Origin of the sequence: Leclercia sp. LSNIH3 (assembly GCF_002935105.1) — a bacterium.
GTDB lineage: Bacteria > Pseudomonadota > Gammaproteobacteria > Enterobacterales > Enterobacteriaceae > Enterobacter > Enterobacter adecarboxylatus.
The window spans coordinates 736,982-752,151 of sequence record NZ_CP026387.1; the positions used below are offsets into that span (position 1 = coordinate 736,982).

Consider the following 15,170-nt stretch of genomic DNA (forward strand, 5'->3'; position numbering starts at 1 on the left):
AGCGTCAGGTGCTTCCAGTAATCTGTAACCAGTTAACTAACGGATAGAGATTATGGAACTCACAACTCGCACACTGCCGGACCGCAAACATATCGCGCTGGTGGCGCACGATCACTGCAAACAGATGCTGCTCAACTGGGTCCAGCGCCACAAATCCTTGCTGGAAAAACACCAGCTTTCTGCCACCGGCACCACCGGTAATCTGATCCACCGCGAAACCGGGCTTCAGGTCAATGCCATGTTGAGCGGCCCGATGGGCGGCGATCAGCAGGTGGGCGCGCAGATTTCGGAAGGAAAGATTGATGTGCTGATCTTCTTCTGGGATCCCCTGAATGCAGTCCCGCACGACCCGGACGTGAAAGCGCTACTGCGCCTGGCCACGGTATGGAACATTCCGGTCGCCACCAACCTGTCGACGGCGGATTTTATTATTGCTTCTCCGCAGTTCAACGACCAGGTAGAGATATTGATCCCGGATTATCAGCGCTATCTGGCTGAACGCCTGAAATAAATACCCGCCCTGCCGGGTAGCGGCTTCGCCTTACCCGGCTTACAAAACTCCTAAACCGCATGTCCCGTAGGCCCGGTAAGCGCAGCGCCACCGGGTAAAACACCGCTACGGTTTACGCGCCACCGGCACATCAATGTCCTTTAAAATCTCCACAAAGCGCGACGGCTGCTCTTTATTGAATAACAGCCAGACGCGGTGACGGGCGCGGGTCATCGCCACGTACAATAATCGTCGCTCTTCGGCATCGGGAAAATCTTCCACCACTGGCAGCAAAGCCTGCTCCATTACCGATTCGCGCGCCGGTGCCGGGAAACCATCGCTCCCTTCCTGCAACCCTACCACAATCACATAATCTGCCTGCTGCCCCTTGCTGGCATGGATGGTCATAAAATCCAGCTGTAATTTCGGCCAGCGGGTCGCGGCTTTCTCCAGGCTGGCGGGCTTAAGGTGGTGATATCGCGCCAGCACCAGAATGCGCTCCTCCGGCCTGGCGTAACCGCTGAGTTTATCCAGCAGGGCATCGAGTTGATCCTCTGCAAGCAGGGTGACCGCTTTTTTGTCGCCTGCCGACAGGCTGTTCAGCGGTTTTGCCAGCTGGGTCGGGTTCTGCTGAATAAACCGGTTGGCGATCTCGCCGATCCGGTTATTGAAACGGTAGGTGGTATCGAGATCGCAGCGATCGCCTTCGCCAAAATAGTGATGGAACGCCGTGGTCAATGACAGCTGGGCACCACTAAAACGGTAGATCGCCTGCCAGTCGTCCCCGACGGCAAACAGGCTGGTTTGTTTATTCTGCGCCCGCAGCGCCGCCAGCAGGGCTGCGCGCTGAGGAGAGATATCCTGAAACTCATCCACCAGAATGTGCTTCCACGGGCTAATAAAGCGACCTTTTTCAAGAATAATGACGGCCTGATGGATCAACCCGGAAAAATCGACGGCATTTTCTTCCTTAAGGGCAGTTTTCCAGGCTTTTAACAGCGGGGCCATTAACTTCACCCGTTTTGAGAACAAGGCCCGGATCTCTTCGGGCGCGCCCGCAATCATCTCAGCCTGAGCGCCACCGTGCATCCGCATCAGGCTCACCCAGCGATCGAGCCGCGGGGCCAGTCGGCGCGCCAGCTTCTCGTTTTGCCAGAAACTCCCTTCCGGCACGCTCCACTCCAGCTCCTCTTCCAGCCACTGACGCCAGCCCTTGGCCTGCGCTTTTTTCTCGCTGCACTGCTGTTGCCAGGCCTCGATAAAGATCTTTTGCCGCGCCACGGTGTCATTCTCAAGCTGGCTGACGACCGGCACCTTTTTACTCCCCTGCTGAATGATGTGCAGGGCCAGGGAGTGGAATGTTCTGGCGGTAATGTCGCGGGTGTGCAGCCGGGCCTCGATTCGCTCATCCATCTCCTGGGCCGCTTTGCGGCCAAATGCCAGGAGTAAAATTTGGTCGGGGACGGCTTCATTGCGGGTCAGGAGCCAGCCCGCCCGCGCCACCAGCACCGAGGTTTTCCCGCTGCCGGCTCCCGCCAGCACGAGCAGCGACTGCTCGCCGTTAACCACGGCCCGGGCCTGGGCCGGGTTAAGAGGAGATGACTCTATACCGGCAAAAAAATCGGCATACTGGCTGAGCATGGCGGTGGTCCACGCCTGGTTGTGCGCCAGCCGGCTCTGGTCAATATCCTCCAGCCAGGCCCGACACTGGCGCCAGGCTTCCCGACAGTTATCAAACTCGTCCAGCCGCGAGACCGACAGCGGCAGCGCCTGCAACGCCTGATTAATTTTTTGCTGCAGGCCCAGCGTTTTCTCCCGCGTCAGCCAGCTGTTTTGCTCATTGCTGGTGGTAATGTCATTCAGCGCGTTTTGCAATACCTGCGCCGCCACCTCGCTCATTTCAGCACTCCATTGCTGCCAGAGCGTGTTCAGATGGTGATGAAAACGCTGGGTTTCCGCCCACTCCGTCCCATGCAGACGCACCACTTTCTCTTCAGGCAGGACAAACTCCAGCTCGCCCCAGACCAGGCCGCGCTTACAGTGAATGGCCAGCAGCTGGTTAAAGGGAATGAGATATTCGTGACGTTCGCCGGAGACTTTTACCCCGGCGTTGAGCAGAACGACTTTGTCGTACGCATGTTGTGCCAGGCGCTTGCCCAACGAAGTTGCTTTCAGTTCCATGTCCAGCCCGATCCACGACGTGAATTATTGCCTGATAGTTTAACTGCCAGTTTTCAGGTGCTCCAGCGCAAAAAAACGTTACAATCAGCAGGGCTTCAACATTATGGAAAGAATTGAGGTTTTATGCGTACCGTTCTGAATATTTTGAATTTTGTCCTGGGTGGGTTTGCCACTACGCTCTCCTGGCTGCTGGCAACCCTGGTCAGCGTGGTCCTGATCTTCACCCTGCCGCTGACGCGTTCCTGCTGGGAGATCACCAAACTTTCGCTGGTCCCGTTCGGTAATGAAGCGGTCCATGTGGATGAGCTGGAACCTGGCAGCAAAAACGCGCTCATGAATACCGGAGGAACGCTGCTCAATATTCTGTGGCTGATCTTTTTCGGCTGGTGGCTGTGTTTGATGCATATTGTGGCGGGGATCGCGCAGTGCATTACGATTATCGGCATCCCTGTCGGGATCGCCAATTTCAAAATTGCCGCCATTGCGCTGTGGCCTGTCGGACGCCGGGTCGTCCCGGTGGAGGTTGCCCGTGCTGCGCGTGAGGCCAACGCCCGCCGTCGTTTTCCGTAACAAGGATCCCGTGCGCTTATGCTAAGCCCGCTGCTTCGCCGCTACACCCTCAACAGCGCCTGGCTGTATAACGCCAGAATCTTTATTGCCCTCTGTGGCAGCACCGCCCTGCCCTGGTGGCTGGGGGATGTGAAGCTGACCATTCCGCTGACGCTGGGCGTTGTGGCCGGGGCGCTGGCCGATCTGGATGACCGTCTCGCCGGTCGGCTGCGCAATCTGGTCATCACGCTGATCTGCTTTTTTATCGCCTCGGCGTCGGTGGAGCTGCTCTTCCCGTGGCCATGGCTTTTCGCCATCGGACTGACGCTTTCCACCAGCGTCTTTATTCTGCTGGGCGGGCTGGGCCAGCGCTACGCCACCATCGCCTTTGGCGCTCTGTTGATTGCTATCTATACCATGCTGGGAGTGTCACTTTACGACCAGTGGTATCAGCAACCGGTTCTGCTGTTGCTGGGGGCGGTCTGGTATAACCTGCTCACTCTTGCCGGGCATCTCATCTTTCCTATTCGCCCGTTGCAGGACAATCTTACCCGTAGCTATGAGCAGCTGGCGCATTACCTGGAGCTAAAATCCCGCCTCTTCGACCCGGATATTGAAGATGACGGCCAGGCACCGCTGTACGATCTGGCGCTGGCGAACGGTCAGCTGGTGACCACGTTAAACCAGACCAAAGCCTCTCTGCTTACCCGCTTGCGCGGCGATCGCGGCCAGCGTGGCACCCGCCGCACCCTGCACTACTATTTTGTGGCGCAGGATATCCATGAGCGTGCCAGTTCATCACATATTCAGTACGCCACCTTGCGCGAGAAGTTTCGCTATAGCGACGTCATGTTTCGCTTCCAGCGGCTGCTCTTTATGCAGGCGCAGGCCTGCCAGCAGTTGTCACGCTCCATCCTGCTGCGCACCCCCTATCAGCACGATCCGCGTTTTGAGCGGGCCTTCACGCACCTGGATGCAGCGCTCGATCGCGTTCAGGCCAGCGGGACCTCTGCCGAACAAATGAAAGCGCTGGGTTTTCTGTTGAGCAACCTGCGCGCCATTGATGCCCAGCTCGCCACTATCGAATCCGGGCAGGCTCAGGCGATGCCCGGTAACGATGTCGAAAACCAGCTTGCCGACGACAGTCTTAACGGTTTTAGCGATATGTGGCTGCGCTTAAGCCGCAACTTTTCACCGGAATCGGCACTGTTTCGCCACGCCGTCAGGATGTCGGTGGTGCTCTGTATTGGCTATGCCTTTATACAGGTGACCGGGCTTGACCATGGCTACTGGATTTTGCTGACCAGCCTGTTTGTCTGCCAGCCCAACTACAACGCCACCCGCCACCGGCTGGCGCTGCGTATTCTCGGTACGCTGGTGGGGGTCGCCATCGGATTGCCGATTCTTTACTTTGTCCCGTCGGTGGAAGGCCAACTGATCTTAATTGTGATCACCGGGGTGCTGTTTTTTGCGTTTCGCAATGTGCAGTACGCGCATGCGACTATGTTCATAACCCTGCTGGTTCTGCTCTGTTTCAACCTGCTCGGGGAAGGCTTTGAAGTGGCGCTGCCGCGCATCATCGATACCCTCATTGGCTGCGCCATTGCCTGGGCCGCGGTGAGCTTTATCTGGCCAGACTGGCGCTTCCGTAACCTACCCCGCGTGCTGGATCAGGCGATGAACGCTAACTGCCGGTATCTGGATGCCATCCTTGAGCAGTATCATCAGGGCCGGGATAACCGACTGGCGTATCGCATCGCCCGGCGCGATGCGCACAACCGCGATGCGGAGCTGGCGTCGGTGGTCTCGAACATGTCCACGGAGCCGCGGGCGACGGCGGAAACACGTGAAGTCGCATTCCGCCTGTTGTGCCTGAACCATACTTTTACCAGCTACATCTCGGCGCTGGGCGCACACCGTGAGCGGCTGACCAGCCCGGCCATCCTGGCGTTGCTGGATGACGCCGTTTGCTATGTCGATGATGCGCTTCATCAACGCCCGGCGGATGAGCCTCGTGTTCAGCAGGCCCTGTCCGAACTGGCGCAACGCATTTCGCATATTGAACCGGGTACCGAGACCAAAGCGCCGTTAGTGCTGCAGCAAATCGGTCTGCTTATTGCGTTGCTGCCAGAAATTTGTCGTTTACAGCAGCACGTGAATCAACTGCCGGAGTGAGGACTGTTCTCTACCGGTAGCGTTTTGTACCACTCCACCAGCTCCCGGCGCCTGAGCTCCGGGAGCGCTGCTTCATGCAGCCCCACTATTGCCCCCTCTAGCGCAAACAGCACTTTGTAACTCAGGTGCTTGTTAAGCGCTCTGATCTTTAGCCAGCTCTGCTCAGCACCGAGGGCGCGTAATGCTGCTTCGTTGGTGATGCCCGCCTCATTCAGCAGAATCTCAAGCTGAAAATTGAGATTGGGTAAATCTTTCAGCCTGTCGCGTTTGTACCGCTCGCGACGTTCCCGCCGCGCGGCTTCAAGTGCAAGTGAAGAGAGCTGTAAAAGCTTATTCTGATCCTGCCAGAGCGCCTCATCGACACGGTAATAATTCAGCAATACCGCGCGCCCCCGCTTCATCAGCGTCAGATAAGAGGTGGTATTTTTGGCGCAATACGGTGCGCTCTCTTCACAGGCACGCAGGTACAACTCCCCATCTGACACCATCGCAAAGACTGCGTCATCCACCGCCAATGTGTATCCGCCAAACAGGGCGCGATGCTGGACCTCTCCGAGGGGTGAAAGATATTTCGTGGATTGATAGATCCGCTCGTAGGATAACTTTTTCATGATATTTCCCTTTTAAATCATGGAGTAATGGTGCAGTCATTTGTTAACGGATCCGTTAGCCAAAAAATAGGTAACTTATGATTGAACGGCAAGATGATTTTTCAATACGCCTCAATAACAAACCAAATTTGCGAGGCGCTTTCCGAAAATGAAGTTGATCTTTAGACGTACAGGGGTTACTGTATATCCATACAGTAACTACAGGGCTGGATAGATTATGTACTCTTCAGGCTATGCAAACCGTTCAACAACTTTCTCTTCTTCTGCCGGCAAAAGTGCACGGAGTTCCGCTGCTTATATGACCACCGGGCTGATTAGTGAAGTGCTTTACCGTGAAGACCAGCCCATGATGACGCAGCTGTTATTGCTGCCCCTGTTACAGCAGCTTGGTCAGCAGTCTCGCTGGCAGCTGTGGCTCACGCCGCAGCAGAAATTAAGTCGGGAATGGGTGCAATCCGCAGGTTTACCACTTACCAAAGTGATGCAGGTTAGCCAGATGGATCCCTGCCATACTGTAGAATCCATGGTGAGAGCGCTGCGTACCGGGAATTACAGCGTAGTGATTGGCTGGTTTACGGAAGAGCTAACCGAAACGGAACAATATCGACTGGCCGAAGCGGCCGAAGAAGGGAATGCACTCGGCTTCATTATGCGTCCCGTCAGGATGAACGCTCACGGCAACGGACACCTTTCTGGGCTAAAAATTCACTCAAATTTGTATCACTAAGTAAAAATAAGAGTTTTCCTGGAATTTTTTTTGCACGCGCTGTACGCCATTGGTTCCCCTTCTAAAAGCCGCGACAAGTCTTGTCTGCCGCGGCTTCCTCCAGTTTAGCACGCCCAAAACTTCGCCAGAAATGTTAAATATTGTGTATATAAAACTTTTTTTTTCATATGCCTGACGGAGTTCACACTTGTAAGTTTTCAGGTACGTTGTAGACTTTACATCGCCAGGGGTGCTCGGCCTAAACCGAAGATATCGGTAGCTTTACTCTTTGTCCCCGCCCCCCGGTGAAGGATTTAACCGTGACTCTCATTGAGATTCTCATGGCGATTTTTGGATGATAACGAGGCGCAAAAAATGAAAAAGACAGCTATCGCGATTGCAGTGGCACTGGCAGGTTTCGCTACCGTAGCGCAGGCCGCTCCGAAAGATAATACCTGGTATGCAGGTGGCAAACTGGGCTGGTCTCAGTTCCATGACACTGGCTGGTATAACGATGCTCTGAACAACGACGGCCCAACTCACGAAAGCCAGCTGGGCGCAGGCGCGTTCGGTGGTTATCAGGTTAACCCGTACGTTGGTTTCGAAATGGGCTACGACTGGCTGGGCCGCATGCCTTACAAAGGTGACAACGTTAACGGTGCATTCAAAGCACAGGGCGTTCAGCTGACTGCTAAACTGGGCTACCCAGTAAATGACGCTGTAGACATCTACACCCGTCTGGGCGGCATGGTATGGCGTGCAGACTCCAGCAACAGCATCGCTGGCGACGACCATGACACTGGCGTTTCTCCAGTATTCGCAGGTGGCGTTGAGTGGGCAATGACCCGTGACGTTGCTACCCGTCTGGAATACCAGTGGGTTAACAACATCGGCGACGGCAACACCGTTGGTGTTCGTCCAGACAACGGCATGCTGAGCGTAGGTGTTTCCTACCGTTTCGGCCAGCAGGAAGAAGCAGCGCCAATCGTTGCTCCAGCGCCAGCACCAGCTCCAGAAGTACAGACCAAGCACTTCACTCTGAAGTCTGACGTTCTGTTCAACTTCAACAAAGCTACCCTGAAACCAGAAGGTCAGCAGGCACTGGATCAGCTGTACACCCAGCTGAGCAACCTGGATCCTAAAGATGGTTCCGTAGTTGTTCTGGGTTACACCGACCGTATCGGTTCTGACGCTTACAACCAGGGTCTGTCCGAGAAACGTGCTCAGTCCGTTGTTGACTACCTGATCTCTAAAGGTATCCCGGCTAACAAGATCTCCCCACGTGGTATGGGCGAATCTAACCCAGTTACCGGTTCTACCTGTGACAACGTGAAAGCTCGCGCTGCACTGATCGACTGCCTGGCTCCAGATCGTCGCGTAGAGATCGAAGTTAAAGGCATCAAAGACGTTGTAACTCAGCCAGCGGCATAAGTTATCGTCTGACAAAAAACCCCGCCATGTTGCGGGGTTTTTTATTGCCTGAAGAAAAGGTAAACGCTACTTCTTACCAGCCAGCAACGCCTTGAGATCGGTTTTCAGGGTCGACATCTGACTGGCGTACTTCTCTTTATGTTCCGCATCTTCGATCAGTTGCACGATCGTTTCTGACAGGGTTTTACCGCGGCGCTGGGCTAGCCCGGCCAGCCGTTGCCAGACCATAAACTCCAGATCGATCGACTTCTTCCGCGTATGCTGGTGCTCGGCATTAAAATGCCGTTTCCGCCGCGCGCGGATGGTCTGCTTCATGCGGTTCAGTAGCGCCGGATTGATGTGTTTATCTATCCAGCCGTTGACCAGAATGGGTTCATTTTCGAGGGTCAGCAATAAATTCACAGCTTCTTTTGCGGCACTGGCTTCGAGGTAGCACGTGATCAATTCCCCTTCACGGTGTTTTTTGACCAGATACTTCCATTTCCAGCCGCTTTCGAGATTTTCCAGTTGTTGGTATTTCATCGCGATCTCAGTGTGACCGTGTAACTCTGTTCAGAATATCAGTTTTTTGGCAATCTGCTGAAAAGAAATCATATCCTGTGACACGCGGTGATGCATTCATCTCTTGAAACGCCCATTCCCTCATGGGCAGAGCCTGCACCTTACGGTATACTCCATCGTTTTACTTCTGACTAAAAAACATCAACTTTGACCATTACGAAACTTGCATGGCGTGACCTCGTTCCTCATACCGATAGCTATCAGGAACTGTTTGCACAGCCAGATCTCGCGAAAGAACACGAATACATCCTCAGTGACACACAGCCCCGTTTGCATTACGCACTGGAGCAGGTGTTAAGCCCGTGGGCAACCTCACCGTTCATGTTGTTGAAAGCGCCAGACGAAGCGGAGTACCTGAGTCTTCTGGCGGATGCCATGCGGCAGCTGCAACCAGAAACCGGGACGGTCTTTGGGGGTGAATACAGCATCAGCGGCCACAGCGTCACCTTTGAACCCGCCACCGTACCCGATGGCCGTTTTGCGGTCACAGGCAATATCGTTCCGGCGGGCTGGACAGAAGCAGAACAGCTGTTCGGCTGCCTGCGTCAGTTCAATGGCGAAATAACCCTGCATCCCGGTCTGGTCCATCAGGCCAATGGCGGCGTGCTGCTCATCTCTCTGCGCACGCTGCTGGCCCAGCCGCTGCTGTGGATGCGTCTGAAAAACAGCGTTAACCAGCAGCGCTTTGACTGGGTGACCTGGGATGAGTCTCGCCCTCTTCCGGTTGCCGTGCCTTCTATGCCGCTCTCCCTGAAAGTGGTGTTGATTGGCGATCGCGAAGCGCTGGCTGATTTCCAGGAGATGGAACCCGAGCTGGCCGACCAGGTGGTGTACAGCGAGTTTGAAGACAGCACACAGATCGCCGATGCCGAAGATATGCAGCAATGGCTCCAGTGGGTGCTTGCCGTTTGCGAACGTGCGCAATTGCCTACCCCGGCAGCCGATGCCTGGCCCGTGCTGATCCGCGAGGCGGTTCGCTACACCGGCGATCAGGAGACCCTGCCGCTTTGCCCGCTCTGGCTTGGCAAGCAGCTGCGTGAAGCTGCGGCCATGACTGATGACGACACTATTACCGGCGAACAGCTCTCCCAGATGCTGTTGCAGCGAGAGTGGCGCGAAGGCTACCTGGCCGATCGCATGCAGGATGAGATCCTGCTTGAGCAAATCCTGGTCGAAACGGAAGGTGAACGCGTCGGACAGATCAATGCCCTGTCGGTGATCGAGTTCCCGGGCCATCCGCGCGCCTTTGGCGAGCCGTCTCGTATCAGCTGCGTGGTACACATTGGTGACGGTGAGTTTATCGATGTGGAACGTAAAGCCGAGCTGGGCGGGAACATTCATGCCAAAGGCATGATGATCATGCAGGCTTATCTGATGTCGGAACTGCAGCTTGAGCAGCAGATCCCCTTCACCGCCTCGCTGACTTTCGAGCAATCCTACAGTGAAGTCGATGGCGACAGCGCTTCAATGGCAGAACTGTGCGCATTAATCAGTGCCCTTGCCGATGTGCCGGTGAATCAGAGCATTGCCATCACCGGTTCGGTGGATCAGTTTGGTCGTGCGCAGCCGGTCGGTGGTCTGAATGAGAAGATCGAAGGCTTCTTTAACGTTTGCCAGCAACGCGGCCTGAACGGTAAACAGGGCGTTATTATTCCACTGCCGAACGTGCGTCATCTCAGCCTCAGTCAGGCGCTGCTGACCGCGGTAGAAGAGGAACAATTCAGTCTCTGGGCCATCGAAGACATTGCAGATGCGCTACCCTTACTGACAAACCTGGAGTGGGATGCTGAAGGGCAGACGACGTTAATGAACACCATCCAGGAACGTATTGCGCAGGCAACACAACAGGAAGCACGGCATCGTTATCCCTGGCCGTTACGCTGGTTGAACTGGTTCACGCCGAACTGATCGGACTTGTTCAGCGTACACGTGTTAGCTATCCTGCGTCCTTCACTAAAATAAGGCATACTGAGAACATGGTAGATAAACGCGAATCCTATACAAAAGAAGATCTTCTTGCCTCTGGTCGCGGTGAACTGTTTGGCGAAAAAGGCCCGCAGTTACCGGCCCCGAACATGCTGATGATGGACCGTGTCGTTAAGATGACGGAAACCGGCGGCAACTTCGATAAGGGTTACGTAGAAGCAGAGCTTGATATCAACCCGGACCTGTGGTTCTTTGGTTGCCACTTTATTGGCGATCCGGTGATGCCAGGCTGCCTGGGTCTGGACGCAATGTGGCAGCTGGTTGGTTTCTACCTCGGCTGGCTGGGTGGCGAAGGCAAAGGCCGCGCCCTGGGCGTTGGCGAAGTGAAATTCACCGGTCAGGTTCTGCCGACCGCGAAAAAAGTCACCTACCGTATCCACTTCAAACGCATTGTTAACCGTCGCCTGATCATGGGCCTGGCGGATGGCGAAGTACTGGTCGACGGTCGTCTGATCTACACCGCGAATGACCTGAAAGTGGGTCTGTTCCAGGATACTTCCGCATTCTGATTTTTGCTTTTACCGAAGCATAAAACGGCGAAACCTCCGCACTGCGGAGGTTTCTTTTTTAAAGAGACGCTATCAAGCAAGTACTGCCCTGTCTCCGATGGCTTCTCGCCAGCCCCCTAACCATTGCGACCTTTGATTGATGGTCTGATAGGGACACATTTCTTTAGAACGTCCGGCGATGCCAGCCTGATAACCACGTTGATGAGCCCTTTCAAGGCGATCTCGTTTCTGTCTCTTCATGCCTCGTTTCCCTCATTATTTGATCTGGTGGAAAAGAAAACAGTGATTACAAAACGTGCAACCACAGATAACGAATACCCTGATTAGCGTTGATCGTCAATGCGCAAAATTCACGCCAGTGTCATATTTGTGACCAACTCAAAAGATCATTTGTACAAAAAGTGTGATGCGGCACAAGTAAAGGCCTGAGCATAAACCAAAAAAAAGCCGCAATTAGCGTGACGCTAACTGCGGCCTGGTGCGATGAATTTTACTTATGGCAGTCGGGAAATCTCTCTGGCAATGCTCGCGGACTCCTGCGTCCACCCTTGTGCCAGCACTTTCACCATCTCATCGTAGCCATCTTTTTGCTGCTTCAACTCAAGATGGAAAGGTCGCTTAATCAACTGACCCTGATGGTTCAGCAACCATTCCCCGCTGACAATCACCCTGCCATCATAGCGACCATGGAAGTTAGTCACGTTGACGTTCAGCGTATCCTGGTCGCTTCCTAACGGCTGCGAGGCCACCACCCATCCCGGCAGCTGGCTACCGAGATTAGCGACCAGCGTGTTACGCAGTTGCTGGTCCAACGGGCTGGCCCACAGGTTGTTATTGGCGATGACATACTGCACATCGCTGGTTTGATATACCACGCCATTACCGGCCAGGTAATCCGGGACGGCCACCTGCTCTACCCACAGCAGGCGGTTCCCCTGACTGGCGATACTTTGCCCACCCGCTTGCGCTGCGACAGGCAGTTGGTAATAGCTCTTGTTCTCTGATGAGCTACAGGCGGTCAGAAGCGCCACTGCGGTAATCATTAGCCATTTTTTCATTATTTAGCCCCCTTCGGCTCAGGGTCCTTTTTGTCTTTCGCTTCGAATACCAGCGCGTTGCTCTTCGTATTCAGCGTCTTCAGTACCGGCTGCAGTTCACGCAGAACCTGATCGAGGCGCTGCATATCCGCCACCATCTTGTTGTACGCCGCTGAACCCGGCTGGAAGCCCTGCATACTGCGGTTCAGCTCACGCAGCGTTTTCTGCATGTCCTGCGGCAACTGCTGCATCGACTGGCTGGCGGTCAGCTTGTTAAGGTTATCCAGCGTGGTTTGCAGACGACGCATTGTCGCCTGGCTCTCGCTAAGCGTATTGGTGGCCTGTTGAATCATCGGATTGAGCGGCAGACTGTTGATCTTGTCGAGCGTTTCCATCAAACGCTGTTGGATCTGCGCCAGTCCACTGCTCACGGTTGGGATGATTTTGTAGCCCCCAAACTCGCGGATCGCTTTTACCGGCGGCTCTTTCGGGAAGAAGTCCATATCCACGTATAGCGCGCCCGTCACCAGGTTACCGGTTTTGAGCGAGCCGCGCAGGCCGCGCTTCATCAATCCGTCGATATGCTGAGCGATGTCAGGCGTATCGCCAACCTGATTAATCAGACGCTCCGGTTCAATGCGGATCAGCACCGGAATACGGTAATCGTCATCCAGCACCTGACGCATCCCCGGCGCAAAGAACGGCACTTTGCCGACGGTGCCAAGGCGGATGCCACGGAACTCAACCGGCGCGCCCGGCTGCAGGCCACGAACGGAATCTTTGAAGAACATCAGGTAGTCGATGTGGTCGGTATAAAGCGAATCCTGAATGCTCTTCTGATCGTCATACAGTCTGAACGCGGTTTTCTGCGCCACGGGCTGTCCCTGATCCATTCCTTCCGGCACGTCAAAGCTCACGCCGCCGCCAAACAGCGTGGAGAGGGAACCCATCTCGACGCGCATGCCTGCGGAGGTTAAGTCAACGGCGATGCCGCTGTCTTTCCAGAAGCGCACGTTGCCCGTGACCAGACGATCGTTCGGCGCGTTGATAAACAGCTGATAGCTGATGGTGCGCTTTTGTGTGTCAAAAGTACTGGTTTCAACAGAACCGACCCGATAACCGCGGAACAGCACCGGATCGCCCGGACTGAGCTGACCGGCTTTTTTACTGTCGAGGATCACGCGGATCCCCTTCGCATCCGGCGGCGCCAGCGGCGGAGAGTCCAGCAATTGATACTGCTCCGGTTGAGCACCTTTTTTCCCCGGCTGCAGTTCGATGTAGGCCCCGGATAACAGGGTTCCCAGACCGCTAATTCCTTCGCGACCCACCTGTGGTTTCACCACCCAAAACACCGAGTCGCCATGCAGCAGCTTTTCCATACCGGCATTGAGGCGGGCGGTAATTTCTACGTGCGTCAGGTCGTCGGTCAGGGTCGCGCTCTCGACCACCCCTACATCTACGCTGCGGCTCTTGATGGTCGTTTTACCGCCCTCAATTCCTTCGGCGTTGGTGGTGATCAGCGTGACAACCGGGCCTTGATGGCTGTAATGATAAAACAGGATCCAGGCACCGATCAGCGCGGTCACAATGGGGAAGATCCACACCGGTGACCAGTTTTTGACCTTCTGGACTTTTGCCTCTCCACTCTTATTTTCCATGCTTTTATTCATCCTCATGGCTCAGTTCTGACTCACGATCCCACGATAAACGCGGATCGAAGGTCATGGCCGCAAACATGGTCATAATCACGACCAGTGCAAACATCAGCGCCCCAATTGCAGGGTAAATACTCATTAACCCGCCTATCCGCACCAGGGCAGACAGAACGGCAATCACGAAGACGTCAATCATTGACCAACGTCCAACAAACTCGACGACTTCATAAATCAAATGCATCCGCTCGCTATCCCGCTTGCCGTGTCCTTTGGCATCCCAACAGAGCCAGGCAATCGCAATCATTTTGAGCGTAGGAACCATAATACTGGCGATAAAAATCACCAACGCCACGGGATAAGACCCCTCGCCCCACAGCAAAACCACCCCGGCCATGATGGTGGAGGGCATTTTATCGCCCAGCAGATCGGTGATCATAATCGGCAGGATGTTGGCAGGGAAATAGAGCATGATCGAAGTGACGAGCAGCGCCATCGTCCACTGGAGACTGTTTTTGCGCCGCACATGCCCTTTTGTTTCGCAACGTGGACAGATTTCCTGGTCAACGGGGAGGATCGCCGTACAGCAGGGACACAGACGAAGATTCTGTTGGATACCCGGCACACCGACCTTTAGCTTTTGCGACAGCACGGGCGCCGGGGCGATATCGTCCCAGGCCCAGCGGCGGTCAACACACTGAAACGCGCGCAGTTGCAGGACGCAATAGAGACACCAGGGAATAAAGCTGCTGCCAACGCCCACGTCGCCGTAGGCCATCAGTTTGACAAAGCTCACCAGGATCCCGGCAAGAAAAATCTCCGCCATCCCCCAGCTTTTTAACTGGAACAGGATCCGCGCCAGCCTGATTTTCAGTGCCCTGGGTATCTGCACGCGGTTCACCAGCAGCAAAATCACCACCAGGCAAAACGCTGGCACGATCTGGACGAAAAGCATAAAGAAAGTGCCCAGACTGGCGTAATCTTCCGAGAACATAACACCGGGTATATCCAGCAAATGCACTTCGCTGGTGATACCACTCACTTTCATGTTGATAAAGGGAAACAGGTTGGACAGAAGCAGCATGAACAGCGCAGCAATAGCATAAGCAGTGGGACGCTGCCGCGGCGCGTCCCACTTCGTTGTCAGCGTTGTCCCGCACCGCGGGCATGCCGCTTTGTGTCCATGCTCGAGCGCGGGTAGCGCCACGAGCATATCGCACTGGGAGCATAAAATATGCCGATCGGCATGGTGATGTTCACACATACTGGCTCCATGTTTCAC

The 15,170-nt window shown here is 55.0% G+C and carries 14 protein-coding genes; 7 read left to right on the forward strand and 7 right to left on the reverse strand.

Annotation, left to right across the window (positions count from 1 at the left end):
• Positions 1-52: 52 nt before the first annotated feature.
• Positions 53-511 (forward strand): methylglyoxal synthase, encoded by a 459-nt coding sequence (gene mgsA, locus C3F35_RS03680; RefSeq protein ID WP_032617409.1) that lies wholly within the window; start codon positions 53-55, stop codon positions 509-511.
• A gap of 105 nt (positions 512-616) precedes the next feature.
• Here mgsA and helD read toward each other — a convergent pair whose 3' ends face one another.
• Positions 617-2,671: a DNA helicase IV gene (helD, locus tag C3F35_RS03685; protein WP_103792016.1), complete on the reverse strand. Its 2,055-nt coding sequence runs from the start codon at positions 2,669-2,671 to the stop codon at positions 617-619.
• A gap of 123 nt (positions 2,672-2,794) precedes the next feature.
• Between helD and C3F35_RS03690 the strand changes: the two genes are divergently transcribed.
• Together C3F35_RS03690 and yccS are read left to right on the forward strand one after the other, a co-directional pair.
• The gene (locus C3F35_RS03690) at positions 2,795-3,241 is read left to right on the forward strand and encodes a YccF domain-containing protein (protein ID WP_032617407.1); all 447 of its coding nucleotides are present in this window, start codon (positions 2,795-2,797) and stop codon (positions 3,239-3,241) included.
• 18 nt (positions 3,242-3,259) lie between these two features.
• Complete coding sequence (gene yccS, locus C3F35_RS03695; RefSeq protein WP_103792015.1) at positions 3,260-5,395, forward strand: YccS family putative transporter; 2,136 nt, start codon at positions 3,260-3,262, stop codon at positions 5,393-5,395.
• Here yccS and C3F35_RS03700 read toward each other — a convergent pair.
• On the reverse strand, positions 5,380-6,006 hold the full coding sequence (locus C3F35_RS03700) for a TfoX/Sxy family DNA transformation protein (protein WP_059308343.1): 627 nt from the start codon (positions 6,004-6,006) through the stop codon (positions 5,380-5,382). The genes yccS and C3F35_RS03700 overlap by 16 nt on opposite strands.
• Before the next feature lie 217 nt (positions 6,007-6,223).
• Between C3F35_RS03700 and sulA the strand changes: the two genes are divergently transcribed.
• Positions 6,224-6,733, forward strand: a complete 510-nt coding sequence (gene sulA / locus C3F35_RS03705) for an SOS-induced cell division inhibitor SulA (RefSeq protein ID WP_032617403.1) — start codon at positions 6,224-6,226, stop codon at positions 6,731-6,733.
• Between the two features lie 354 nt (positions 6,734-7,087).
• Entirely contained in the window at positions 7,088-8,143 is a 1,056-nt protein-coding gene (gene ompA / locus C3F35_RS03710; RefSeq protein WP_103792031.1) for a porin OmpA, read from the forward strand.
• Positions 8,144-8,209: 66 nt separating this feature from the next.
• Here the strand turns inward: ompA and matP are convergent, their stop codons facing one another.
• Entirely contained in the window at positions 8,210-8,665 is a 456-nt protein-coding gene (matP, locus tag C3F35_RS03715) for a macrodomain Ter protein MatP (RefSeq protein WP_032617400.1), read from the reverse strand.
• A 186-nt stretch (positions 8,666-8,851) separates the two neighbouring features.
• Here matP and C3F35_RS03720 point away from each other — a divergent pair, with 186 nt between their 5' ends.
• On the forward strand, positions 8,852-10,612 hold the full coding sequence (locus tag C3F35_RS03720) for an AAA family ATPase (protein ID WP_103792014.1): 1,761 nt from the start codon (positions 8,852-8,854) through the stop codon (positions 10,610-10,612).
• A gap of 68 nt (positions 10,613-10,680) precedes the next feature.
• A complete protein-coding gene (fabA, locus tag C3F35_RS03725; protein ID WP_032617398.1) occupies positions 10,681-11,199 on the forward strand; it encodes a bifunctional 3-hydroxydecanoyl-ACP dehydratase/trans-2-decenoyl-ACP isomerase in 519 nt (172 codons plus the stop codon).
• A 72-nt stretch (positions 11,200-11,271) separates the two neighbouring features.
• Here the strand turns inward: fabA and rmf are convergent, their stop codons facing one another.
• The 4 genes from rmf to pqiA form a co-directional block, all read right to left on the reverse strand.
• Positions 11,272-11,439: a ribosome modulation factor gene (gene rmf, locus C3F35_RS03730; protein ID WP_032617397.1), complete on the reverse strand. Its 168-nt coding sequence runs from the start codon at positions 11,437-11,439 to the stop codon at positions 11,272-11,274.
• Between the two features lie 254 nt (positions 11,440-11,693).
• Positions 11,694-12,257: a membrane integrity-associated transporter subunit PqiC gene (gene pqiC, locus C3F35_RS03735; protein ID WP_103792013.1), complete on the reverse strand. Its 564-nt coding sequence runs from the start codon at positions 12,255-12,257 to the stop codon at positions 11,694-11,696.
• Positions 12,257-13,894 (reverse strand): intermembrane transport protein PqiB, encoded by a 1,638-nt coding sequence (gene pqiB / locus C3F35_RS03740; RefSeq protein ID WP_032617484.1) that lies wholly within the window; start codon positions 13,892-13,894, stop codon positions 12,257-12,259. The genes pqiC and pqiB overlap by 1 nt, the downstream gene beginning before the upstream one ends.
• Positions 13,895-13,898: 4 nt before the next feature.
• Positions 13,899-15,152 (reverse strand): membrane integrity-associated transporter subunit PqiA, encoded by a 1,254-nt coding sequence (gene pqiA / locus C3F35_RS03745; RefSeq protein WP_059308347.1) that lies wholly within the window; start codon positions 15,150-15,152, stop codon positions 13,899-13,901.
• Positions 15,153-15,170 lie beyond the last annotated feature (18 nt).